The following is a 25,035-nucleotide window of genomic DNA, read 5'->3' as shown; positions in this document are numbered from 1 at the left end:
AATTTTTTTTATTATATGTTTCGATTACTAAATAAAATTTTATATAAAATCAAAAAGAGGTAGCGGTGTAAAAGAGTATTATGTGAAGAAGGCATTCTGTGAAGCATAAGAAAGGTAACCATCGCCGAATAATAATTATGGCAATAATTTATTATGAGATTATAGAAAATATCTATAATATTCTTGCTGTTTTAACAGTAAAGGCGCTTTAATCAAGTCTTTCTCAAACCTTCTTTTAAGAAGGTTTTTTGTTTTATAGGAAGGAAAATCATTTGCTAACGTTATCTTTTTCAAGAATTAAGAATTATTTTAAAGCTAAATATCTTTTTTTAACAATTTTAACTATTATTGTATCTTTTTTATTATATGATGATTTTTATCCTCAAAATATTAAAAACAAAGATGAAAATACTTTAGTTGTAGGAATGGAATGCAATTATAAACCTTATAATTATCTTTCTAATAATAAAGATAAAAAAGACTTGCATCCTTTAACAATAAATGGTAAAGAAAGTGATATTTTAGTTGCTGGATATGATGTTTTAGTAGCTAAAGAATTAGTTGATTATTTAAATGAAAAGCATGATAAAAAAATTAAATTAGTAATTAAAAAAATAGATTTTGATAGTTTAATTCCTGCTTGTCAAAATGGAGATATTGATTTAATTATTGCAGGGATGAGTAAAACAAAAGAAAGACAAGACCAAATTGATTTTACTGATAATTCTTATTATGATGAAGATCAATTTTATGTTATTGTTATAAATAAAAATAACCCTAACAAGGGTGAATTTATAGTTAATGACAAAATTCAATTACCTGGAAAAATGTTATATCAACGAGGAACTTTTTACGAACAAATAGCAAAAACATTAAAAGGAAATGAAGTAGAAGGAATTGACAATTTTGATGTTCAAGCTCAAAAAGTTCAAACAGATTCCAAATATTTTTATTTAGCTGATGCAACTGTTGCCCAAAAACATTTACAAGCTCATAATAATTTAGATAAAATAGAAATTAAAAAAGAAATAATTTTAGATAATAAAATAAAACAAGCCGCTGGAATGCTTGCTATTGGATTTCAAAAACAAAAAGACATTAACAAAGAATTTATTAACAACAAACAAATTCCCAAAGAATACATTGAAGATTTTTTAACAAAAGAACTTACCTCAGATAAAAGAAAAGAATTCATGCATAAACAAACCTCAGAAAAAGATACATTAAATATATGGTCTATTTTTAAAAATAACTTTTCTCTTTATAAAAGAGGGATTTTAACAACTCTTAAATTTGGGATTTATGGCACTTTTGGAGGATTTGTCTTATCTTTATTGTTAGTTCTTTTCCAAGTGTTAAATATTACCAAAAAGAAAAGTCATTTTTTAATTTATTATTTGCATCAAATAGGATGTAGAATTATTAATTTTTATATATGGATTATTAAAAGTACTCCTATGTTAGTGCAAGCTTTTGTGAGTTATTTTTTCTTAAAAGAGTTTGCTTTTTTCCAAAATGCTACTTGGTATACTCCAATGTTTGCTGCTTATATGGTAATTATTTTAAATACTATGGGCTATATTTCAGAAATTATTACTAAAAATATTTCCTTTTTGGATAAAGGACAAATTGAGGCTTCCTTGTCTTTGGGAATGACACATACTCAAACAATGCGCTATATTGTTTTGCCCCAAGCTATTAAAAGATCACAAACTCCTATTTTAAATGAGTTTATTATTAATTTAAAAGATTGTGTTGTTTTTAGTATGTTAGGTGGAATTATTGATATTGCTTGTGCTTCTAATGCTTTGTATAGTAGTGTTGCAAGCCCTAAACCTTATTATATTTCTTCTATTATTTATTTGATTATTGTAGGAACTGTTATTTTCTTTTTGAAAAAAATGGAAAAAGTAAGACAAGTTTAAATTTTTTTAATATATAAGATATTTAGTTATAATTTATTTGTTATTATTAAAAGGCTAACTTTCAAAAAGTTAGCCTTCATTATTGATTGAAATTTAAGATATGATAAATGATTATTTAAATAATTGTTTTTAATATAATTTCATAAATTTATTAATAATTGTTTTGTTTAATAAATATCTAATGATAACAGCCCAAACAACAGATATTATTATTAAAGATAAATAATAAAAAAAATCAGATATATTTGTAAACCATTTTATATTTTTAGGTATAAATAAAAAAAGCCAAAGTAAAATGATATAAAATATAGAATTAATTATAGCTTCTCCAATTATTTCCAATTTATCAAAATTGAATAATAAAGTCTTTTTTAAAATTTGATTAATATCTTTTGGCAAAACACCTATTATTTGTAATTTTTTTATTTCTTCTTTTTTTAAAGGATAATAGCGTTTATGTTCAAACATTTCTACAGCTACTGAACTGTTCCGTTTTTTTAGACACTTTTTAAGTTTAATGAAATTATTTGTTAGTTTGAAAAGATATGAAATTATCTATTTAATTTTAAGTCTTAAAGAGTAATTTTGAAATAAAAAAGTGTCTAAAAAAACGGAACACCTCAATATATCCTAAAAGCCAATAAACCTATAACAAAATAGCAATCCAAAAACAAACATTTAAAAAGTAATTCTTGCCTTAACATAAGTAATCCAAATAAAAACAATGTAATAATAGAAAAAAATACAGAAATAAAATGTGTTCCATATCCTCTTATATAATTATATATTGTGCCTTCTAATAAAGGTTCATCATAAACATTAAATATTTCCCAAGATAAATTATTTATTGATGTATTATGATTTTATTCTTTTTGTATTGATAGTTAGTTGCTATTTGCTATTTGTTTATTTACCTAATAATAAATTGTTAAAAGAAAAAATATTATTAGAAGAACAATTAGAATCAAAACAAAATATAAAAAATAATTCATTAACTGCAAAATAATAAAACATCATTTATAATTACAACCTCAAACTATTTACTTAGTTTGGGGTTTTTATATCCAAATAACTAACTATAAATAAAAAAACATCTTCCAAATTAACTAAAATTAAAAGAAAATCACTAAAATACTTGACTATTTCATCTTTTTTTTATAGAATATTATTGATGGTAAAACAGATGTAGCTAAAATAATTAAACTAATCCCTTGTCTTTTAGAGGCTTTTCTAAGTAATTCTTTGCTGTTTAAGAAAGAAAAGAAAGCAGGCGATTATTAATTATTTGGTTACACAAACTTACCTTAAAAAAGGAGAGTTTACAAATGTCACGTTATACAGGTTCACTTTGGAAAGTTTCAAGACGCCTTAATTATTCGGTTTCAGAAACTGGAAAAGAATTACGCAAAAGAACTTATGGTCCAGGACAACACGGTCAAAAAAAAGTTAAATTAAGTGATTATGGGCTTCAATTGCAAGAAAAACAAAAATTACGTTTTACTTACGGCGTATCAGAAAAGCAATTTCGCAAAACTTTTGATAATGCAAGCAAACTAAAAGGGATTCATGGTGAAATGTTTTTAGTACTATTAGAATCTCGTCTTGATAATGTAGTTTATCGTTTAGGATTTGCCAAAACAAGAGCTCAAGCAAGACAATTAGCTAATCACGGTCATATTTTAGTAGATGAAAAAAAAGTAGATATTGCTTCTTATCGTTTAAAACCAGGGCAAACAGTTACTTTAAGAGAAAAATCTAAAAATCTAAATATTGTCCAAGAAGCTGTAAATAGTAAGTTTGTTCGCGCAGATTATGTTTCTTTAGATAAAGAATTAGTGGGTAAATATGTAAGATACCCTCAAAGAAACGAATTTTTACCAGATATTAACGAACAATTAATAGTTGAATATTATAATAGATAACTCAAACGCCCTTTAATAGGGTGTTTTTTGTGTATTTGGAATATATAAATAGTAGTTAATTAGTTGTCATTGTATAATAAAAAACAACCAAAAATAATTTATTTATTAATAATCCATAATTAAGATAACTAATTACATAAAATAATAATTATAAAACAAATATAATAGTATATATAAACTAACATAACCCCCCCACCCAAAAAACTACCAAAAAAACTTATTGTCTATAATAAACATAGCTTTTTATATTATAATATTTTTGTAAACTAATATCATTTATTTAACATTTTACCCTAATTATCAATTATTAAAGTTTCAGTTTTTAATTGTTTTTGATTAACTTTTAACTTTTAAAAATCTCAAAAAAGGAATTGATTAATATGAAAAAAGTAAATTTAAAACGCCAAGAAACAATTGATTTTTTAAAAACTATGAGTCAAAAATCCCAAGAACAAACTCTACAAACCCTTAATTCTTCTTTGCAAGGATTAGATCAAAATCAAGTAATGTTGCATCAAAGTTTGTATGGTAAAAATATTTTATCCCAAGAAATCAAAACCAGTTTTACTAAACAATTACTCCAAATTGCAATTACTCCTTTTAATATTGTTTTATTAATTTTAACTCTTATTTCTTTGGTTAATGATGTTCTTACTCCCAGTCCAGAAAATAGAAGTTATGCTACTATTATAACTACTATTTTAATGTTTTTGGGTTCTGTCATTGTCCAATTTAGTCAAGAAAGTAAACATTTAAAAATTACTTCTCAATTAAAAACTTTGGTACAAAATACAACTGCAGTTAAACGAAATAATTCTAAATTGGAAATCGCTTTAGAAGAAGTAGTAAGAGGAGATATTGTTATTCTTTCGGCAGGAGATATTATTCCAGCTGATATTAAATTATTAGAAACTAAAGATTTTTTTGTAAAAACTACTACTTTTACTGGTGAATCAGAACCAGTAGAAAAAATGGCGTGTGCTTTTTTACAAAGCGAAACTATTTTAGACGAACCTAAATTAGTTTTAGCAGGTTCAACTGTTATTTCTGGTTATGCTACAGGTATTGTTTTAGTCACCGGAAAAGATACTTATTTAGGTAATATCAGCCAGGAAATTACTAAAAAAAAATCCCTTTCACACTTAGATCAAAGTATTAATTCCATCGCTAAATTACTTATGATATGTATTTGTTTAATGGCGCCTTTAGTATTTTTATTCAACTTTAAAAAACCTCAAAATACTTTATTACAATCATTTCTTTTTGCTCTTACTATTGCCTTTGGACTTACTCCTAAAATGCTTCCCTTAATTGTTGCTACTTCTTTTTCTAAAGGAATTGTTGCTTTATCCAAGCGCAAAGTAATTGTTAAAAACCTAAATGCTATTTCTAGTTTTGGAGCAATGAATATTTTATTTACTGACAAAACAGGAACCCTTACCGAAGACCAAATCTTTTTGGAAAATTTCTTAGACCTTAATGGCAACGAAGATATCCGTGTTTTGCGTCATGCCTATCTGAATAGTTTTTTTCAAACAGGGCTTAAAAGTTTAATTGATAAAGCCATTATTACCAAAACAAATAATGTCCAAACTCTACATCCTTCTTTACAAGGAATCACCGAGCAATTTACCAAAATTGATGAAATTCCTTTTGATTTTAAAAGAAGAAAAATGAGTGTAGTAATACAAGATGTTTCCCAAAAACAACAAATGATTACTAAAGGAGCAATTGAAGAAATACTTGCTATTTGTGATCATGTAGAACTTGAAGGCAAAGTTGTTCCTTTAAGTGACCAAAGCAAACAAATAGTCCTGCAACAAACCATAACTTATAATCAAAAAGGTTATCGCGTAGTTGGAGTAGCCCAAAAACTTATCTCAAATCCCAAACAACAACCCTATTTTACTCCTGGACAAATTGAAGAAAAATCAATGGTTCTAATCGGATTGCTTACTTTTTTAGACCCTATTAAAGAAAGTTCAACCCAAACTATTGCCTCTTTGCAACAAAAAGGTATTATTGTTAAAATCCTTACAGGAGACAACGATATTCTTACCAAAGCTATTGCCCAAAAATTAAATATTCAAACAACTTATGGTCTTCAAGGGAGTATCATCGATAATTTAAGTGATGATGCTCTTTACGAAGCTTCTCAAAAAACTAATCTTTTTACTAAATTATCCCCCGAACAAAAAGCAAGAATTGTATCTGTTTTTAAACAAAAAGGCAATATCGTTGCTTTTATGGGTGACGGAATTAACGATGCTTCTGCTATGAAACAAGCTAATTTAGGTATTTGTGTTGATAGTGGTGCTGAAATTACTAAAGAAATTGCAGATATTATTTTGTTAGAAAAACAACTTATCGTTTTAGAACAAGGAGTTGTAGAAGGAAGAAAAACCTATACTAACGCCCTTAAATACATTAAATTTACTCTATCTTCTAATTTTGCCAATTCCCTCAGTATTTTGCTTGCTAGTTTATGTCTTAATTTTCAACCTATGATAGTTTTACAAGTTTTATTTTTAGACCTTATCTATGATTTGATTTGTTTTGCTATTCCTTTTGATAATGTTGATGATATTTATTTACAAAAACCACGCAAATGGGATTTTGCAAGTATTAAAAGTTTTATGTTATGGTTTGGTTTTTTTTCTTTCTTATTGGATGTGGCTTTTTTAATTGGAATGAAATTTATTTTAAAAAACTTATCCCAAAGTCCACAATTATTTCAAACTAGTTGGTTTATTTTTTCAATGTGGTCACAAACATTAACCCTTTTCTTACTGCGAACTGACAAAATTATTGCTAAAAACAATCAAAAAAACCTTCCTTCTTTCCTTATTATGGCATGTTGTTGTTTAGGTTTGGTAATTACTACTTTCCTTCCTTTAATGCCTATTGTAAGTCAAGCCCTTAATTTAGATAAATCAATTTTTGAAAAACCTACAATTTTTTCCTTTTTGTTATTTTTAGTAGTTATTTATTCATTAGTTATGATATGGGCTAAAAAAATCTTTATTCAAAAACACAAACAATTATTATAAATTGTATTAACTAATTTCGTTATTTTATCCTTTTATTATTTTATTATTTCAAAATAAAATGGTTTGCTTTGGTTTTTGCTTGCTAAAAATTAATTATAAATTGATTGTTTTGCTTTCTAATATCGCCCCTTTTTTCGCCTCCCAAATTTTTCAATTTATCAATCATAATCATTTTTGAAAGGAATTTCTATGTTTGGCACTTCTCCTTTATGGACAGTTTTTTTGTTTTTGTGTATCTTTATTGTTTTTCATTTTTTCTTACGCAAATATCAAGTTCTAAATATGGTATTTTTATTTTTGCTGTTATTTTCCCTTGTTTATTGTTTGAAAAGCTACCATGATACTTTTGTTGAACCTATTTTTAAAAGATATCTTAGTTTAGATATTTCTGAAAACATTTATGATTGTTTATTAAATTTTATTCTAACTAGTATCATCATCATCAAAGCTCCTTATTTAAGAGTTGCTTTTAATAATTGGTCTAAGCATTGGAACATCAAACGACAAAACTTTTTTATGGGTGGAGATAATACCCAAAAAGAAATTATTAAAGCTACTTTAGAACTTGCTTCTCGTAAAATAGGAGCCTTAATTACGATTGAAAAAAATAATACTTTGGAACAATACGCCCAAAAAGCTATCTTAATTGATGGTAATGTTTCTAAAGAATTGTTATTAAACATCTTTGCTCTCAACACACCTTTACACGATGGAGCAGTTATTATTAGAGGAGATAAAATTTTGTGCGCTAGTGCCTATTTTACCTTGTCTTCATCAGCTGATTCCTTAGACAAAAAAACTGGTTCGCGTCACCGTGCAGCTTTAGGGATTAGCGAAACTACAGATAGTATGACAATTGTTGTCTCTGAGGAAACAGGAAATATTTCTATTGCTTTAGAAGGGATGATGTTTCAAACTAACGAACAAGAAAAACTTAAAGAATATTTAGCTATTTTTATGAATTAATTAAAATAAAAATTCTTCAAAATACAAAATAAATAAAATACAACCCCATTTTATAAAATAAAACAATCCCAACTAACCTCAACCCCCAAACCAAATATACCAATCAAAGACGAAAAGGAAACAAATAAATGAATAAACGAAAATTAGGTATTGTAGTTGATTCTACTTGCGGGAATACTTATGGCAAAAACTTTTTTGAAGATATTTCAGTAGTGCCTTTAACATTAATTGTTGGAGAAACTAGCTATATGGATGGTGCCATTGACAATACCACTTTACTAAATTTTATTGAAAACAAACAAAAAGTAACTACCAGCCAACCCAATCCAGAGCTTTTTATTAAAGCTTTCAAGGAACAATTTGACTTAGGATATAAACACGTTATTTGTTTAACTTTATCCAGTAAACTAAGTGGTACTCATAATAGTGCTCTTTTAGCTAAAAAAATGCTTAACAATCCTAATATTACTGTTATTGATACTCAAAATATTGGTCCTGGAGTTTATTTTTTCTTACAAAGAATCAATGATTGGCTTACTCAAAACCCTGATGTTTGCCCTCAAACAATCACTGATAAAATCAATAAAGAAAAACTAAAAGGCTTTTTGTTATGCACTGTTAATAATTTAAAAATATTAGCTTATAATGGACGTATCTCCAAATTTAGATTTTTAATTGGCAATCTTTTGAAAATACATCCTATTTTAAAATTTCAACAAGGAGTGTTATCAATTGAAAAAAAAGTAAGAAACTTAAAAAACTGTTTTAATTATTATCTTAAAAAAATATTAGAACACAAAACTGCAAATAATAAACTTGATATTCAAGTTATTTATGTAGATGATGACAAAGATGCCAAAGAACTTTTAGCACAAATCACAAAATTAGCTAACCCCCAAATTAAAGCTACTATTTATGGTGCTATTTCTCCTGTAGTAGCAGCTCATATTGGCTATAAAGGATTTGGATTTTATCTTAACGAAATTACAGATTAACTTATAATGGAATGCATTATTTTTTAATCCCTGATTTTGTTTAAAGTTTTAGAACAGTCAAAACTTTTTATCCCAAAAACTTTTAAAACCCGCCTTTAAAAAACACTTAAACAATCTTTTTGATTATCTTTTTGGCTATTTTAAGATACAATAAAATTGTAGCTATATTTTAGTTACATTATATTTTTATATCCTTGATGTTAGAAAGAACCAAATAAGTGTCTATATTTTACCAAAGAAAAAAACTTTTTTTTAAAATACTTTTGGTTTTAGTATTAATTTTTTTTATTACAACCATCGCTTATGCTATAGAAGATTGGCATAAATTAAAAAAGGATAGTAATTTTGGATTAAAAATTGCTGCTCCTGCAGAATTGTCAGTTTCCAAACCCGCAGATCTTCACGACACCAATAAAAAATTTTTAGTTCCTACAGAACATAGTTTTTTAATGACAACAGAACAAACAGATAGAGTTATTTTTGAACAAGAAGCTACTCTAAAAACTCAAAATGACAAATTAACTTTTATAAACGGAAAAAATACCAAACTAGATATTAATTATTTTTTTGAAAACCTTGATTTAAACGAACAATTAAAAGATTTTTTTAATGTTCAGATTTTATGGAAATACAAAGAACAACCTCAACAAAGTTTTGTTTCTTATGACAATAAAAATAAACCAGTTATTATTGATCAAAACGGTAATTTAAAAAAAATTATTGTTCAATTTACCATTTATGCTTCTAAAGTTTTTCCTTCTGGATTCCAAACTAAAGAAAAAAAATTACAGATAAAATATAACATACAAAAACCATAATATTGTTTTGCTATTTTTATTATTTATGATTTGCAAGTAACAACTATTTTTAATTTTAAGCTCCTTTAAAATTTTAAATTATATAAATTGCTTATTTATTTCAATACTTAATTTTCAAATAAGCGAAGACCGTATCAGCGCGGTCTTTTCTTTTTTTCCTTGACATTTATTTTAGAAAAAGATTAATTTGTTATAAAAATATCTATTTTAATAATCCCCCTAGCGTTATTATTTTTTTCTAAAATGAATTGATGAAAAAACATTTTTTGTGTCTTTTGGCAACCCTCTTTAATAATAAACATCTTTGGGCAAAATAATTTTATTCCAATTCTTAAAATTATAAAACATAGATATAAAGGTAACCAAGTTTATGATGGGACTTAAAAATCAAACAATTAATTTCTATTCCAAACACCCTAAAATATGGAAACTGGCTCACAACCGCCAAATTGAAATTTCTCATAAAGCCTTAATTATGGCAATTATTAATGTTACTCCTGATTCTTTTTCAGATGGAAACCAACATTTTACTAATCAAAAAGCAGTTAATCATGCTCTTCGTTGTCTCAAAGAAGGTGCTGATATCATTGATATTGGAGGTGAATCTACTCGTCCAGGAGCAATCCCAATTACTCCTTTAGAAGAACAAAAACGCATTTTGCCTGTTATTAAAGAATTATCACGTCATCCTAAAGCCATTATTTCTGTTGATACTTATCATTTTCAAACCGCTAAATTAGCCATTAAAGCAGGAGCTCATATTATCAATGATGTTTGTGGCTTGCAACAAAATCCTCAAATGGCACAAACAATTGCCTCATTAAATGCAGGTGTTTGTATTATGCATACAGGCAGAAATCGCAAAAAACTTTCTAATGCCTTGCAAGACCAATTTTATTTTTTAAATCATTCCTTAGAAATTGCCAAACAAGCCCAAATTGCAACAGAGGCAATAGTAATTGACCCTGGGTTTGGTTTTGAAAAAAACATTGATGAAAACTTTGATATTATAAAAGAATTTGAGCAATTAACTAAAATGGAACTACCCATATTGGTAGGTCTTTCGCGTAAAAGATTTCTTAAAGCAATAATTCCAACTGAAAGCCTTTTACAAGTAGAATCATTAGATGCCATTACTGCTACTGCTAATTTTTTGTTAAGAACTAAAGGAGCTTCGATTTTTCGAGTGCATAATGTCAAAATGAATAAAAATAGTTTGCTTTTAGCAGATACTTTAATGAAAAAAATATAAATATTGTTATCCTAAATATATTTTAAAATTATCCCTTTTAAAATAATGAAAAACATTAATTTTTGCAACATAAAAAACGCAAATAAAACACATTTTTAAAAAAAGAATTTATGACTTGTCAAACTTATCAAATATTTTTCTAAAAACAAATATTTTGCAAACATTTTTCTATTTTTTATAACTATACCCAAGTAAAGAACGTATAAAACAATGAAACTTAATAACAATGTAGCAGCCATAGGACTTGGTAGTAATCTGGGAGCTAAAAAGAATAATTTACAAACTGCTTTAAAAATGATTAATTTGCATCCTCAATGCGAAGTTTTGAAAGTTTCTCCTTTGTATGAAACTCTTCCTTGGGGAAAAACAGACCAACCTTTATTTTTAAACGCTGCTGCTCTTATCAAAACTTTCCTACCTCCCTTACTTTTTTTAGATTTTTTATTATCTGTAGAAATGAAACTCAAAAGAAAACGACTGGAATTATGGGGACCGCGTACTATTGATTTAGATATTTTGTTTTTGGGAAATCATACTTGCAAAACTCCTAAATTAACTATTCCTCATCCCTATATGTTAGAAAGAATTTTTGTCCTTGCTCCCTTAGCAGATATTTTGCCTAACCAAATAATACAAACCAAAACTATTTTAGAATGGAAAAACCAATTAGATCAAAATGCAGTTAAAATAATTGAAAATAATCAATGGTATCAACCTTCTTTTTAAAAAACCTAACTGTTTCATTTTTAGATAACTTAATTATTTTAAACTATATTTATTAATGTAAAAATAAAATTGTAAAAAGGAAATTATATGAATATTTTATCAATCGAAACTAGTTGTGATGAAACGAGTTGTGCAGTTACTCAAAATGGTAAAAAAGTACTTTCTAATGTAGTTTTTTCCCAAATTAAAGATCATCAAATTTTTGGTGGAGTAGTCCCTGAAATAGCTTCTAGAAAACATATTCAATTTATGACTTTGGTATTACAACAAGCCCTTAAAGAAGCGAACCTTACCCCTCAAGAAATTGATTTAGTAGCAGTTACCCAAGGACCTGGTTTGGTAGGTTCGTTGCTAGTTGGCATTAACGCCGCTAATGTTTTTGCCTACACTTATCAAAAGCCTCTTTTGGGAGTAAATCATTTATTAGGGCATATCTATTCTGCTCAAATTGAACATGAAATTAATTTTCCTGCCTTAGTACTTTTAGTTTCTGGAGGACACACCGATCTTTTTTATCTTACGGACCACCTCCAAATCAAACCTCTTGGCACTACTCTTGATGATGCGGTAGGAGAAGTTTATGATAAAATTGCTAAAAACCTCAATCTGCCTTATCCTGGAGGACCTTTGATTGATCAATTAGCCCAACAAGGAAAAGACACTTATCATTTCGTGCGCCCTTATTTAAAAAATGATAATCTGAATTTTAGTTTTTCAGGACTCAAAAGCACTTTGGTAAATTTAGTGATGAAACAAAACCTAAAAGATATCAACATTCCTGATTTGTGCGCTTCTTTTCAAGCTAGTGTTATTGATGTTTTATATGAAAAAACTAAAATAGCTTTAACCAAATATCGTGCTAAACAATTAATTGTTACTGGTGGAGTTGCTTCTAATTCTGGTTTAAGACAAAAGTTTATGACATCTTTTGCTAACTTGGAAGTTATTTTTCCTAGTTTGCAATATTGTACTGATCAAGCTGCTATGATAGGTATTGCAGCGTATTATCAGAACCAAATTACTAAAGCTTCTAAAAAATATGATCTTACAGCAAATCCTAATTTGGTTTTTTGATTTTTGATAATACCCCCCTTTTTTTATATAATATATAACAAAAAAAGAGTCCCAAAAGGACTCTTTTATTTTTTAGTTGGTTGTTGTTCTTTTTGGTTTACTTTTTGCTTTGGATTTTGTTGGAGTTTGATTTTTTTCATCTAAAGCATAAACTTCTTTTTGGTTGAGAGTGTCTTTTTCTAATAAAGCTTTGGTTATTTTTTCAACTAATGTTTTATTAGTTATTAAAAGTTCTTTGGATGTTTTATAACATTCATCAACTATTTTTTTAACTTCTTGGTCTACTTGAATATTGTAGGCGATTAAAGAACCATTAAAAAAAATACCAACTTTTAAGTTGGTTTCCTTATTGTTTCTAAATACTAAAAAATATTTTTCTTATTAAATAATAAAAAAGGAGATTAAAATGGCAAGAATTTACAGACCTTCTTATTTCAGTAAAAAATCTTTTAGAAGAAATAAATTAACTTTAGGCGGTTTTTTTATGTGTTGGGTTTTACCTACATTAGGTATTGTTCTTCCTTTGGCTGTTTATTTTGCTTCAAAAGGTTATTTATCAATAGCTAAATAATAAAAAGGAGAATAAAAAATGAATTTAAGACAAATATTAGTTTTATCTGCTCTTTGTTGTATTTTTCTATTTGTAGCTTATAAATTTGGTTTTATTGTTCCTGATACAACTAAAATTACATGGCTTAAATAAATGAACGTTTTTTAAAAAAACGTTCATTAAGGAGAATATATAATAATTTTATAGAAAGGAAAAATTAATGGATATACAACAAACAATTATTAATATTGTTGAATCAAAATTATTTATTTCTTTTATTTCTTTTATCTTTGGTATTTTTATTTATTGGTTTTATTTTTATATTAAAGAATTAAAAAGTAAGTATAATTTTAGTGATGAATTACATTGTGTAGTAAATAAATATATTAAAAATGGACAAATTACTGTTAGAGAGTTTGGAGCTTTAATTAGGATAATATCTCAAATGGGTAATTATTTGGGTATATATAAAGACCATGTTAATAGAATGATTAAAGAATTTGGAGAACATGGAGGGCTTAATTTTTCTGAAGGACTTTTTGATGAAATAAAAAAAGATGATGATAATGAAAAAAAAGAAAATAATAATTTAGATGAAATTTTAAAAGAAAATTTAAAATTAAAAAATCAATTAAATAATACAAAAAAACCTTTAATTGTGGAATCTATTGATGACACTGAAAATGATCTTTAGTTTTAATTTTTTAAAATATTTAATTTCCTTTGATTTTAAAGATTTTTTTTATTTATTATATAGTATTTTTTATAGTATTTTATTTACTAAATCATCTTTTTTATTTGGTTTTAATGTTGGTTGGAATATTAATTTTATTAATATTTATAATATTATAAAAACTATATTTGTTTTTATATGGGAACAATTAACATTTTTAATTTATCCTTTAAAATTATTTAGTTCATTGTTTGATTTTTTAATACAAATATTAAATATTTTTCTTGATATTGTTAATAGTATTATAGGTTATATTACCTATGCTAAATCATTTCTGAGGTGTTCCGTTTTTTTAGACACTTTTTTATTTAAAAATTACTCTTTGAGACTTAAAATTAAATAGATAATTTCATATCTTTTCAAACTAACAAATAATTTCATTAAACTTAAAAAGTGTCTAAAAAAACGGAACAGTTCAGCTCTACTGGATGAAGTGTATGTTTGTGTTTACTTATTAGTTGTTGCAAAAACATAAGTAATATTTAATATAAAAAATAATAAAGAAATTAATAAATATAATTTAGATACTTTTAAATAAAATGATTTTTTTCTTTTTGCATTATTCATTTTTATAATATAGATCCTTTTTTATTTTATGTTTTTTAAAAAAAAATAAAAATAATTGTAATCATTAAAACTAAAAAAATTAAATAATAATATATATTTTTTTAAAACCAAAAAGTAAATATTGAAATGAAAAAATAATTGTTATTTTGTATGTACATTTTTACATTTTTTTAACCCCATCTTTTTACAAATTTGCCACAGCAGTTCAAAAAAACTTGCTACTAATGTCATTTTATCACAAAAAAAAAAAAAACAATTTTTTGCTCACTAATCTGTATATCATGAGTTCTTTCCTTGCAATTTTATATATAAAAAAAAGAGACTTCAAAAGTCTCTTTTTGGGATTATTTAATTTTTTTTAAAAATATTTTTACTTTTTTTGTCAATCGATTTTTTCTAAATTGCGTTCTGCCTGGGTTTTGGTTAAGTAGTTAGGAACTAATAAATGGCAATTGAAAACAATTTTTGCAAATTGTTTGATGGTGCAAAAATCTATTTTGATAGTAGTTGGTTCAATTAATAAATGATTAGGAAAAGATTGCAAGAAACTGCTTTCAAATCTATCTTCGTTTAAGTAAATGTGGTTTTCTTTGAGGCTTAAAGCAAAAAAAGCATTACTTCTAGCATCAATTAAAGGAGTAAGTGAAGCATAAGAATAACCACTAGATAAAAGTAATAGACTGCTTATTTGGTATAAAGGGATTTGTAAGTTGAAGGATAACATTTTGGCTGTAAGAACTGCTACACGAGTGCCAGTATAAGAACCAGGACCCACACCAACTATTAAAGCATCTAAGTTGTTTAGATCTAAATTATTTTCTTGTAAGACACTTTCAATTAAAGGAATCATGCAAGGAACATAATCGTTTTTGCCAAGGCGGGATTTGAAAGTAGTAATTTTTCCTTGGATAACTAAAATAACTATTTGGCTTTTGGTGGCAGTATCTAGAATTAAAATGTTTTTGTGATTCATTGTCGTATCGCTTTCAAAAGTTTGATTAGAGATTTGCAAAAAAATTTAAAGGTTGATTTTGGAATAAGTATTTTGCATATCATTTTGATCCACTTTTATTTTTATTATCAAGGTTGCTATTTTGATAGATAGTAATTTTTCTTTGAGTTTCATTTAAAAATGTCATTTCTACTAAAAAAGCAAAATCAGGAAAAAGGTAACTGCAATTTTGAAAATATTCTATTATAACAAAATCTTGATAAGTAAGGTCTTCTAATAGTTCTTCTAAAAATTCAGTCTCAAGGTCTGTGCGATATAAATCAAGATGATAAATAGTGTGCAATTTGTTCTTGTAGGTTTTAGAAATGACAAAAGTAGGACTACAAACATTTTGAAGGATGGCAAAACTTTTAATAAAACCCTTAGTAAAGATAGTTTTTCCACAACCCAAAGAGCCTTGTAATAAAATGATTGTTTTGCTTTGTTTTTCTTTGGGAGTGTTTTTTTTTTGATTGATGAGTTTTTTTCCTAAATTGTAACCTAATATTTGGGTTTCTTTTGGGGTATTAGTAATTGTTTCTAAATATATTTTGGTTTTCATATGCGTTTAGACCTTTAATTATGAGATTAAAATAATATGATAAGACCTTTGTTCTTTTTCCTTTAGTGTTTTTCTTTTTCCTTCGGTGTTTTGTCTTTTGTTGTTGGTTTAAAATTAATTTTCTACACCATCTACATCAAGTACTTCTTTTTTGACAACTGCTACTGAAACTGCTTTATGACCTGTTTTTAATTTGATGATGCGCGTTCCTTGAGTAGCTTTGTTTTTGGTTTTGGTAATTTGGTCAATTGCTACTCTTACTACTTGTCCTTTGTCAGAAGAAACAATAAGATCATCTGTAGGGAGCCCAACTTGTAGGGTAATAAGTCTTCCTTTTTGGTCGTTTACTTTGATAGTTTTAGAGCCTTTGCCACTACGTGCTTGAATGCGGTATTGGTTGACATTGGTGATTTTTCCAAAGCCGTTTTCAGTCATTACTAAAATGTTTTGTTCTTTGGAATCAGCGTCAAATAAAGCAGCTCCTACTAAGAATTCATCACTTCCAAGACGCATTCCAATTACACCCATGCTGTTGCGACTAATACTTTTAATTTTGGTTTCACAAAAACAAATAGCATTGCCATTGTTAGATGCTAGAATGATATTTTTAGTGCCTGTGGTTTTGTTTACTGTAAGGACTTCATCGTTTTCTTTTAACCTAATTGCAATAAGGCCTCTTTTGGAAATGTGGCTGTATTCTTTGAGAGGTGTTTTTTTGACTATGCCTTTTTTGGTAGCAAAGAATAAGTAATCTTGGGATTGATCAAAGTTTTTAACACTGGTGAAAGAAGTTAAAAATTCGTCTTTTTCGAATGGTAAGAAATTAACAAGATGGCTTCCTTTGGATTGTCTTTGACCTAAAGGAATTTCGTAGCCTTTGAGTTGATAGACTTTGCCTTTGTTAGTAAAAAATAAGTGATAATCGTGAGTAGAAGTAATTGCTAGATGTTCAATAAAGTCTTCTTCGTAGATTTTCATACCAGAAACGCCTTGCCCACCTCTTTTTTGTTGTTTGTAAGTATCAATATCCATGCTTTTGATGTAGCCTTTGTTAGTAATTGTAATAATGATAGGTTTTTCTTCGATTAAGTCTTCGTCTTCAAAGTTTAGGGGAGCATCAAAATTGAGGGTAGTTTTTCTGTCATCTTGGTATTTTTTCTTCATTTCTAGAAGTTCTTTTTCTAAAATGCGTTCTTTTTTCTTTTGGGAATCAATGATACTTTGGCATTCTAAAATTTCTTGAGTGAGGTTTTTTTCTTCAGTGATAAGTTTTTGAGTTTCTTGGTTAGCAAGTCTTTGGAGGCTCATTTCTAAAATGGCTTTGCTTTGTATTTCATCAAAATTGTACCTTTGCATTAATTTGCTTTGGGCTTCTTTGACATCTGTAGAAGTTTTGATGAGTTTAATAGCAGTTTCGATGTCTTCTAAAATAGTGATAAGAGCTGTTACTAAATGTTTTCTTGCGCTTGCTTTTTTGAGTTCAAAGCTTTTTTGGCGGTTAATAACTTCGATGCGGAAATTGAAAAAAGCTTCTAAGATTTGTTTTAAAGAAACTAATTGGGGAGTTTTTCCAACTAAGGCAACCATATTGATACCAAAAGAAATTCTTAATTGTGAATGTTTGTAAAGATTGTTAAGAATAATTTTACTGTTTGCGTCTCTTTTAAGTTCGATTACAATTTTCATTCCTTTGCGACTGGATTCGTCTCTAAGGTCTGTGATCCCTTCTACTATTTTGTTTTTAACTAGAAAAGCAATTTTTTCAATTAGATCAGTTTTTTTGACTTGATAAGGAATTTCTGTAACAATGATTGAAGTTTTTCCTCTTTCTTCCGAAACGTGACTTTTAGCCTTTAAGATAACAGCTCCTTGTCCGGTGTGATAAGCGCTTTTTAAACTTTGTAAGCCTAAAAGTTCGCCACCAGTAGGAAAATCAGGTCCTTTGATGTGTTGCATTAATTCATCAATGGAAATGCCTTTATTATTAATGTAGTTAATTAAACCATCAATGACTTCGCCTAAATTATGAGTAGGGATTTTGGTTGCCATTCCTACTGCAATTCCTGTAGCTCCGTTAATTAATAAGTTGGGAAGAGCTGTTGGAAGTACTAATGGTTCTTTTTCAGTACCATCGTAATTATCAACAAAATCAATTGTGTCTTTGTCAATGTTTTTGATTAGTTCCATTGCCATTTTTGCCATTTTAACTTCAGTATAACGCATAGCTGCTGCTTTGTCGCCATCAATTGAACCAAAGTTTCCATGACCGTCTACTAAAGGATAACGGTAACTAAAATCTTGAGCCATTCTTACCATTGCCTCATAAATGCTTGAATCTCCATGAGGATGGTATTTACCCATAACATCCCCAACTACACGAGCTGCTTTTTTGTAGCTTGCGTGACTGTAGACGCCTAATTCTTTCATACTATATAAAATACGTCTTTGGACTGGTTTTAAGCCATCTTTAATGTCTGGTAAAGCTCTTGATACAATTACGCTCATTGCATAACTTAAGAAGGATTTTTTCATCTCCTCGCTTAAGTTTACTTCTTGAATGTTGCCATGATCGTGGTCTTTGTGGTTGTTGGCTTCATTGTTTTGAGTTTTTTGGTCGCTCATTTTTAACCTCTTTTTAAATATATATTAGTTGTTATTTAATGTTATAGTTTGTTAGTTTTAGTTGTATAAAATAATTATTTATAATTAAACGTCTAAATCAGCTTCTAAGGCTTTTTCTAAGATGAAGTTTTTTCTTGGTAAGACTTTTTCTCCCATTAACATGTTAAAAGTTTGGTCTGCTTCCATTAAGGCTTCTTCATCACTTAAAGCATTAAGGGCATCTTTGAGGCTTGCTTTGAGAAGAGTACGAGTTTCTGGGTCCATAGTTGTTTCCCAAAGTTGATTAGGATTCATTTCTCCAAGTCCTTTGTATCTTTGGAAACCATCTTTTAAGTTGTTTTTAGTTGCAAAAGTTTGTTTGGCTTTTTCATCATAAAAATATTTTGGAGCGCCTTTTCCTTTTTGGTATTTGTATAAAGGAGGACGAGCAAAATAGATGTAGCCTTTTTCAATTAATTTACGGAAATGTCTGAAAAAGAAAGTTAATAGTAAAGTTCTTATGTGAGCTCCATCAACATCGGCATCTGTCATAATGATAATTTTGTGATAACGGATTTTATCCATATTAAAGTCTTTGCCTTTACCAATGTTAATTCCTGCACCAATTGCTTGTATTAAGGATTTAATTTCTTTATTGGTAAGAATTTTGGCATCTAGACTTTTTTCTACATTAAGGACTTTACCACGTAAAGGAAGGATAGCTTGAAAACGCGAGTCTCTTCCTTGTTTAGCAGAACCGCCCGCTGAATCTCCTTCGACAATGTAGAGTTCAGAAATATGAGGGTCTTTACTTCTACAATCAGCTAATTTGGAGGCAAAACCTAAAGAATCAAGGGGTTTGTTTCTTACTACTTCACGAGCACGTTTAGCAGCTAGACGGGCATTTGCAGAAAGAAGACATTTATCAATTATTTTTCTTGAATCTTGGGGATGTTCTAATAAATATTTTTCTAAAAATTCGCCAAATAATTGGGATGTAATTTGTCTTACTTCAGTATTTGCTAGTTTGGCTTTAGTTTGTCCTTCAAATTGAGGGTCTTGATGTTTTAAAGAAATAATAGCAGTAATTCCTTCTAAGATGTCTTCACTTAATAAATGTTCGTCTTTTTTTAAAAGATTGGATTCCTTAGCATATTTAGAAATAACACGGGTTAGGGCTAGTTTAAAGCCTTCTTCGTGAGTTCCTCCTTCATGAGTAGGAATATTGTTAACAAAAGAAAAGATTTTTTGGCTTTGGGTGTAGTTAGGAATAGCATCTTTGCCTTCTTTTTCTTCTATTTTGTTTCCTTGTGCATCTTTTTTAGGGGGACGAATTTGGGTAGTGTATTCAAAGACAATTTCAAAAGCTAGTTTTTGGGATTCTTTTTCCAGATAAAAAATTTCGTGAAAAGGAGTTTGTTTGTGACTAGTGTTAATAAAATCTAGGTAGTCTTGCAAACCTTTTTCATGGCAAAAGTTAAAAACAGTTTCTTTTTCGTATCTTTTGTCAGCAATGTTTAATTTAAGACCTTTGTTTAAAAAAGATAATTGTTGCATTCTTTCTTTGAGAGTATCAAAGTTATAAATGGTAGTTTCTTGGAAAATTTCAGGGTCTGCTAAAAATTGGATAGTAGTTCCTCGTTTGTTAGTTTTTCCAATTACTTCCAAAGGCGAAACTGCAATTCCTTTTTCGTATTTTTGAAAATAGATTTGCTTATTGAGATGAATTTCTACAGTAAACCAAGTAGAAAGAGCATTTACCACAGAGGCTCCTACACCATGAAGTCCTCCTGAAACTTTGTAAGAAGAACTGTCAAATTTTCCTCCAGCATGAAGAGTAGTTAGAATTGTTTCTACTGCTGGTTTTCCTGTTTTGGGATGAATATCAACTGGGATTCCTCTACCGTTGTCAGAAACACTAATAATTTCTCCAGGTAGGATTTCTAAAGTAATGTTGTTAGCGTGTCCTGCTAAAGCTTCATCAATGGAATTATCAACGATTTCCCAGACTAAATGATGAAGTCCTTTTTGAGCAGTTGAACCAATATACATTCCTGGTCGTTTGCGAACTGCTTCCAAACCTTCTAAAATTTGAATACTATCGGCATTGTAATTTTTCAAAAGAATAGCTCCTTTTTGGGAAATTTATAAAATATTAAAAATAGATTAAAGAATCAAGAATAAAGAATAAAAATAAAATTGTAAAACATAAAAAACATGTAAAAAGATAAATAAAAAAACTTTGCAAATAGCAAAATATTAATTATGAAAAACATTTACCAATTATTTTTTAATTCATTATTTTTGGTAAAATATTTATTATTGTTTTTGATAATTTGGATAAAAAGATGATATTTTATACAACTTAATCACAACATATTATAACATAAAAACTAGTTATTTTGTGGTTTTTACAATTATTGAGTAAAAAATACTTCTAAATTGGCTTTTTGAGTTATAATAGAAGTATAGTAATTTTGTTTTACTATATTAATATTGCAAAAGGAAAGACAAGCATAAATGCAAATAGTAAGCTTAGGCAAGAAAAAATCTTTATTTTTTAGTTTATTTTTTTAGTGTACTTTTTATTTCTTTATTTAATACTTATCAAACAGTTGGAGCAGAACTAACAACTGAAACAACAACAATTCAAGTAGCAAAAACTCAAGTTGAAACTAAATCAACCGAAACTTAAACAAAGACAAACCTTGCAAAACTGTTAAATTAATTTATTTAAATATTTTTTTATTCACAAAACAACAATAAAGAACAAGCTAAAACTACTCAAAACTCTACACAAAAATAAACTAAAGGCACTAATACAAAAGAAGTTTTAGTATATGTTTGTTTAGTATTACTTGTTCTTTTCTCAACTGTAGGAACAGTTCTTTACGTTAAGTTAAAAAACAAAATAAATAATAATTTAATATCTTTATAATAGAAAACTACCAAATGGTAGTTTTCTATTATTATAAGTTTTGTGAATAAAAAAATATTTAAATAAATTAATTTAACAGTTTTGCAAGGTATTTTAAAGGCAAAAAATTTATTTATTAAATAAGTTTATTTAAGCATCTTTTTTATGTTATGTTATAGTTAATGGTAAATTAAATTTGTTATATAAAAAAATAAAAAGTAAAAGATTTATGGTATCTCGTTTATGCAAGACAGCAATATTATTGGATATATACGAAAAAATCAAAAACACATTCTAAGATTTAATTTAATTCATATTTGCTTTTGGTCGTGGGTATTAATGCATCTTTATGTTTTTGGGGTCTTTGAAAAAAAAGTAACTAATGATAATACAAGTGACAAAACAGATACTTTAGTTTTAGGAACTATTAATATTATGCCTCCTTTAGCTTTTGATGGTAAGGAAGGTGTTGGAGGTAGTTTAAAAACTGTAGATGGACAATATGTTAACGGTTCTGATGTTTTATTTTGTAAAGCTTTAGCAGGCAAACTAGGTTATAAATTAGATATTAAAGTTTATAGTAGTTTTACAGGAGTACTAAATGCTCTAACAAGTGGACAAGTAGATTTTATAATTGGTTCTATGAATAATACTCTTAGACGTAATGAAGTTGTTAAAGGAATTGATTATTTAAAAGCAACAGCAAGTATTTTAATTAAAAAGAATAAAAAAGAATTTTTTCAAAAATTTAAATTACCCAATCAAGAATTGATAACTTTAAAAAACAATAATGTTAAATTACAAGACAATGAAAAAATAAAATTAATGCTTATGGAAGGAGCTGTTTTTCATATACAAATAGAAAAAGACCATCTAATAAAACATAAAAATAATTTTAAATATGAAGGTATTGAAGCAGACCCTAAAGTACTAACTAATCCAGATTCTGCTGTTTGTGTTAATGCAGTTAAAGATGGCATAGTAGATGGTTTTATTACTGATACTCCAGTTGCTCAAGGTATTGCTAATAGTGATACAACAGGCGAACTTATCACTTTAGAATTTGTAGATAATGAATTTGCAGAACCTGCCTTTGAGCCTTTTGGTTTTTTCATTAGACAAGCACAACACAATCCTAAAGTATCAGAAGAAAAATTCCAACAAGCTGTTAAAGATGTTTATAAAAGTTCTGATCAGTCAGAACAAACAAAATATTATAATGAGAATTTTTTAAAACCAGCTACCCAAGATTATATACAAATAAAACAATCAAATAATTCTAATGGTGATAAAAAAACTGAAATTACTTTTTGGCAAAAAGTTTGGAAAACATTACCAACTTATAAAAAACCGTTTGTTTTTTCTTTTATGGTGGCTATTGATAGTGTTATTGTAGGATTTTTAATTACTTTGCTTTTTGTTAAAATTAAGATTTATGCAGAAAAACAAAATAAAAAAAATAATTCTTTATTAGCTTTTTATCTTTATAAAGGGCTATCTAAATTAATTGATGAGTTATTTATTTTTCTAAATGCTGTTCCTATTATGGTTCAAGCATTGTTATGTTGGAATTTATTATCCTTATTTGGTTATTTAAAAAAACCTCCTTATCCTTTTTTAGCTACTCCTTTTATTACTACTTTATTAGTTATTTCTCTAAATACTATTGCTAATTTAACTAATTTATTCATGCATAATATTAAAATGTTGGATAAAGGACAAATTGAGGCTGCTTATTCATTAGGAATGAATCAAAAACAAGTCTTTAAATATATTTTATTTGAACAAGGATTACAAAGAACTAAACCTTTTATTTGGCAACAATTTATTCTAAATATTAAAGACACTGCATTATTTTCTGTTGTTGGATTTATGGGCTTTATTTGGCAAGCAGATAGAAATAAAGTATTTGATTATGATCAAATTACTCCTTATTTTATTGTAAGTATCATTTATTTATTTTTAGTAAGAATGACAAATTATTTAGATAAAAAAACTAAAAAGAAAATGATATAATAAGAAAAAAGCATTTTTTAACATTTTAATAAATATTTATTTTACTTCTTTTATAAATTAAAATCAAAAAACCACCAAAAACCAAACCACACAACCAACAAAACAATTAACTTTTACTATTAAAAGAAAGTATTTAAAAATAAGGAGATATTAAAATTGAGAATTATACCTTATGAACTTTATCCTTATGCCTCTGATCTTGCTTTATGTGCTTTAAGAAAAGAATTTGGTATGTATGATCATTGTTTAAATACTTGCAAAAATAATAAAGCTATGCAACCGTTTTTAGATATGAAAAGAAATTATTTTTATTTATCATTTGATTTATGGGTATTAGAGATGCAACAAAGAAAGCGTTATATTAATAGTTTTCATTTGTTTTATGCCAATAAACACAAATATTGCCTTATTAACACTGATTTTATCTTGATATTGGAGTGTTGTATTCAATGGGAAATAAAAGGATTTATGCCTTACAACACTTCTTTATCTTGGTTTTTGGTGGCATTAAAATGTTTAGAACAACAACAACAAGAAGCCAAATCCCAAACCAACCCCCACCCCAACTTTGTACCAACTCCATCCACTAATTATTATCTAGATTTTTGTATCTATCAAAAGTTATTATTGTGGTACAAACAAACCTTTATGCAAGCCAACGAAAAAGGGAACCTCAAACCTAAACAACTCAATATGGAAGAAGTAAAAAGCTATTTCCAAACACAATTAAAACGAATATAGACTTTCAAATAGCAACAATCCATTGATGGATTGTTTTTTTATTTTTAAGGTTTTTTATTTGTTTAAAGAAACGCAACGCAACAGTTAGACAACAACAAAACGAACAAAACGCTTTTAGTGGTTCTCAAAGTTTTATTTAAAAATATACCATCTCCTTTTTGATCTTTTTTTAATAACAAATTTTTCATCGATATCCCAAAACATTTACAAAAAAATATAATTTTGCACAAAATTTAACAAAAGTATTTTTTTACTTGCCAAATCCTAAAATGTTTGTTATAATATTATAGTAATTATGTTGTGCGTTTTTGAAGCGCAATTTCGACAGACCAAATTTGCCGGAATTCAATCTTAAAACCATCCAAACATTTGCCATTTATTTTAGCAATTATTTTGCCAAATTTCAATTATTTTTTTAATTTTGAAAAAAAAGCAACAAAACATTTGCTATTTGTTTTTTTATGTGATATAATAAAAAATGTATTGCGATTTTATTTGCTTTGAAAACATTTTTTGAAAGCAAAAACAACAACTTTTGATTATTTTTTAATTATTTGTAACTTGCTAAATTGCATATTTTGATTATTTATTCTTAATTTATTTTTTCACAAATTTTTACCAAAACTACC

At 27.2% G+C, this 25,035-nt stretch carries 19 protein-coding genes and 1 riboswitch; of the genes, 13 read left to right on the top strand and 6 right to left on the bottom strand.

Features of this window, described 5'->3' with window-relative positions; all coding sequences use genetic code 11:
- The first annotated feature begins 46 nt into the window (after positions 1-46).
- Positions 47-217: riboswitch (Lysine riboswitch) on the top strand.
- 55 nt (positions 218-272) lie between these two features.
- Positions 273-1,925, top strand: coding sequence for an ABC transporter permease subunit (locus KE631_RS02095; RefSeq protein WP_249291132.1), 1,653 nt, complete (start codon positions 273-275; stop codon positions 1,923-1,925).
- A 129-nt stretch (positions 1,926-2,054) separates the two neighbouring features.
- Here the strand turns inward: KE631_RS02095 and KE631_RS02090 are convergent, their stop codons facing one another.
- Positions 2,055-2,393 carry a hypothetical protein gene (locus KE631_RS02090; protein ID WP_212509210.1) on the bottom strand — a complete coding sequence of 113 codons (339 nt, stop codon included), beginning with the start codon at positions 2,391-2,393 and terminating at the stop codon, positions 2,055-2,057.
- 857 nt (positions 2,394-3,250) lie between these two features.
- Between KE631_RS02090 and rpsD the strand changes: the two genes are divergently transcribed.
- From rpsD to tsaD, 8 genes are all read left to right on the top strand, one after another.
- Positions 3,251-3,847: a 30S ribosomal protein S4 gene (rpsD, locus tag KE631_RS02085; RefSeq protein ID WP_212509209.1), complete on the top strand. Its 597-nt coding sequence runs from the start codon at positions 3,251-3,253 to the stop codon at positions 3,845-3,847.
- 380 nt (positions 3,848-4,227) lie between these two features.
- Positions 4,228-6,897: a magnesium-translocating P-type ATPase gene (mgtA, locus tag KE631_RS02080; RefSeq protein WP_249291130.1), complete on the top strand. Its 2,670-nt coding sequence runs from the start codon at positions 4,228-4,230 to the stop codon at positions 6,895-6,897.
- Between the two features lie 174 nt (positions 6,898-7,071).
- Positions 7,072-7,863, top strand: a complete 792-nt coding sequence (locus KE631_RS02075; RefSeq protein WP_011160933.1) for a diadenylate cyclase — start codon at positions 7,072-7,074, stop codon at positions 7,861-7,863.
- Between the two features lie 128 nt (positions 7,864-7,991).
- Positions 7,992-8,858 carry a DegV family protein gene (locus KE631_RS02070; protein ID WP_212509207.1) on the top strand — a complete coding sequence of 289 codons (867 nt, stop codon included), beginning with the start codon at positions 7,992-7,994 and terminating at the stop codon, positions 8,856-8,858.
- Between the two features lie 218 nt (positions 8,859-9,076).
- Positions 9,077-9,676, top strand: coding sequence for a hypothetical protein (locus tag KE631_RS02065; RefSeq protein WP_212509206.1), 600 nt, complete (start codon positions 9,077-9,079; stop codon positions 9,674-9,676).
- A 370-nt stretch (positions 9,677-10,046) separates the two neighbouring features.
- Complete coding sequence (folP, locus tag KE631_RS02060) at positions 10,047-10,928, top strand: dihydropteroate synthase (protein WP_212509205.1); 882 nt, start codon at positions 10,047-10,049, stop codon at positions 10,926-10,928.
- A gap of 210 nt (positions 10,929-11,138) precedes the next feature.
- Complete coding sequence (gene folK / locus KE631_RS02055; RefSeq protein WP_071345728.1) at positions 11,139-11,654, top strand: 2-amino-4-hydroxy-6-hydroxymethyldihydropteridine diphosphokinase; 516 nt, start codon at positions 11,139-11,141, stop codon at positions 11,652-11,654.
- A gap of 87 nt (positions 11,655-11,741) precedes the next feature.
- The gene (gene tsaD / locus KE631_RS02050) at positions 11,742-12,728 is read left to right on the top strand and encodes a tRNA (adenosine(37)-N6)-threonylcarbamoyltransferase complex transferase subunit TsaD (RefSeq protein WP_212509204.1); all 987 of its coding nucleotides are present in this window, start codon (positions 11,742-11,744) and stop codon (positions 12,726-12,728) included.
- A 72-nt stretch (positions 12,729-12,800) separates the two neighbouring features.
- Here tsaD and KE631_RS02045 read toward each other — a convergent pair whose 3' ends face one another.
- Positions 12,801-13,019, bottom strand: coding sequence for a hypothetical protein (locus KE631_RS02045; protein WP_308507131.1), 219 nt, complete (start codon positions 13,017-13,019; stop codon positions 12,801-12,803).
- Positions 13,020-13,134: 115 nt separating this feature from the next.
- Between KE631_RS02045 and KE631_RS02040 the strand changes: the two genes are divergently transcribed.
- Entirely contained in the window at positions 13,135-13,299 is a 165-nt protein-coding gene (locus KE631_RS02040) for a hypothetical protein (RefSeq protein ID WP_212509203.1), read from the top strand.
- A gap of 199 nt (positions 13,300-13,498) precedes the next feature.
- Positions 13,499-13,972, top strand: a complete 474-nt coding sequence (locus tag KE631_RS02035; protein WP_212509202.1) for a hypothetical protein — start codon at positions 13,499-13,501, stop codon at positions 13,970-13,972.
- Positions 13,973-14,960: 988 nt separating this feature from the next.
- Here the strand turns inward: KE631_RS02035 and tsaB are convergent.
- From tsaB to KE631_RS02015, 4 genes are all read right to left on the bottom strand, one after another.
- Positions 14,961-15,551, bottom strand: a complete 591-nt coding sequence (gene tsaB, locus KE631_RS02030; RefSeq protein WP_212509201.1) for a tRNA (adenosine(37)-N6)-threonylcarbamoyltransferase complex dimerization subunit type 1 TsaB — start codon at positions 15,549-15,551, stop codon at positions 14,961-14,963.
- A 79-nt stretch (positions 15,552-15,630) separates the two neighbouring features.
- Positions 15,631-16,131 (bottom strand): tRNA (adenosine(37)-N6)-threonylcarbamoyltransferase complex ATPase subunit type 1 TsaE, encoded by a 501-nt coding sequence (gene tsaE, locus KE631_RS02025; RefSeq protein WP_212509200.1) that lies wholly within the window; start codon positions 16,129-16,131, stop codon positions 15,631-15,633.
- 114 nt (positions 16,132-16,245) lie between these two features.
- On the bottom strand, positions 16,246-18,753 hold the full coding sequence (gyrA, locus tag KE631_RS02020; RefSeq protein WP_212509199.1) for a DNA gyrase subunit A: 2,508 nt from the start codon (positions 18,751-18,753) through the stop codon (positions 16,246-16,248).
- Positions 18,754-18,837: 84 nt separating this feature from the next.
- Complete coding sequence (locus tag KE631_RS02015) at positions 18,838-20,853, bottom strand: DNA topoisomerase subunit B (protein WP_212509198.1); 2,016 nt, start codon at positions 20,851-20,853, stop codon at positions 18,838-18,840.
- 1,039 nt (positions 20,854-21,892) lie between these two features.
- Between KE631_RS02015 and KE631_RS02010 the strand changes: the two genes are divergently transcribed.
- Positions 21,893-23,665, top strand: coding sequence for an ABC transporter permease subunit (locus tag KE631_RS02010; protein ID WP_212509197.1), 1,773 nt, complete (start codon positions 21,893-21,895; stop codon positions 23,663-23,665).
- A gap of 156 nt (positions 23,666-23,821) precedes the next feature.
- Positions 23,822-24,406 (top strand): class I SAM-dependent DNA methyltransferase, encoded by a 585-nt coding sequence (locus KE631_RS02005; RefSeq protein WP_212509196.1) that lies wholly within the window; start codon positions 23,822-23,824, stop codon positions 24,404-24,406.
- Positions 24,407-25,035 lie beyond the last annotated feature (629 nt).

Origin of the sequence: 'Santalum album' aster yellows phytoplasma, from assembly GCF_018283495.1 — a bacterium.
GTDB lineage: Bacteria > Bacillota_I > Bacilli_A > Acholeplasmatales > Acholeplasmataceae > Phytoplasma > Phytoplasma asteris.
The sequence above is the reverse complement of the archived record's forward strand: the minus strand, read 5'-3'. Positions and strand labels throughout refer to the sequence as shown.

Coding starts and splice junctions, on each gene's coding strand:
- gyrA (WP_212509199.1), bottom strand. CDS start 18,753: ATGAGCGACCAAAAAACTCAAAACAATGAAGCCAACAACCACAAAGAC.
- tsaB (WP_212509201.1), bottom strand. CDS start 15,551: ATGAATCACAAAAACATTTTAATTCTAGATACTGCCACCAAAAGCCAA.
- KE631_RS02090 (WP_212509210.1), bottom strand. CDS start 2,393: ATGTTTGAACATAAACGCTATTATCCTTTAAAAAAAGAAGAAATAAAA.
- folP (WP_212509205.1), top strand. CDS start 10,047: ATGATGGGACTTAAAAATCAAACAATTAATTTCTATTCCAAACACCCT.
- KE631_RS02070 (WP_212509207.1), top strand. CDS start 7,992: ATGAATAAACGAAAATTAGGTATTGTAGTTGATTCTACTTGCGGGAAT.
- folK (WP_071345728.1), top strand. CDS start 11,139: ATGAAACTTAATAACAATGTAGCAGCCATAGGACTTGGTAGTAATCTG.
- KE631_RS02040 (WP_212509203.1), top strand. CDS start 13,135: ATGGCAAGAATTTACAGACCTTCTTATTTCAGTAAAAAATCTTTTAGA.
- KE631_RS02010 (WP_212509197.1), top strand. CDS start 21,893: ATGCAAGACAGCAATATTATTGGATATATACGAAAAAATCAAAAACAC.
- tsaE (WP_212509200.1), bottom strand. CDS start 16,131: ATGAAAACCAAAATATATTTAGAAACAATTACTAATACCCCAAAAGAA.
- KE631_RS02035 (WP_212509202.1), top strand. CDS start 13,499: ATGGATATACAACAAACAATTATTAATATTGTTGAATCAAAATTATTT.
- rpsD (WP_212509209.1), top strand. CDS start 3,251: ATGTCACGTTATACAGGTTCACTTTGGAAAGTTTCAAGACGCCTTAAT.
- tsaD (WP_212509204.1), top strand. CDS start 11,742: ATGAATATTTTATCAATCGAAACTAGTTGTGATGAAACGAGTTGTGCA.
- mgtA (WP_249291130.1), top strand. CDS start 4,228: ATGAAAAAAGTAAATTTAAAACGCCAAGAAACAATTGATTTTTTAAAA.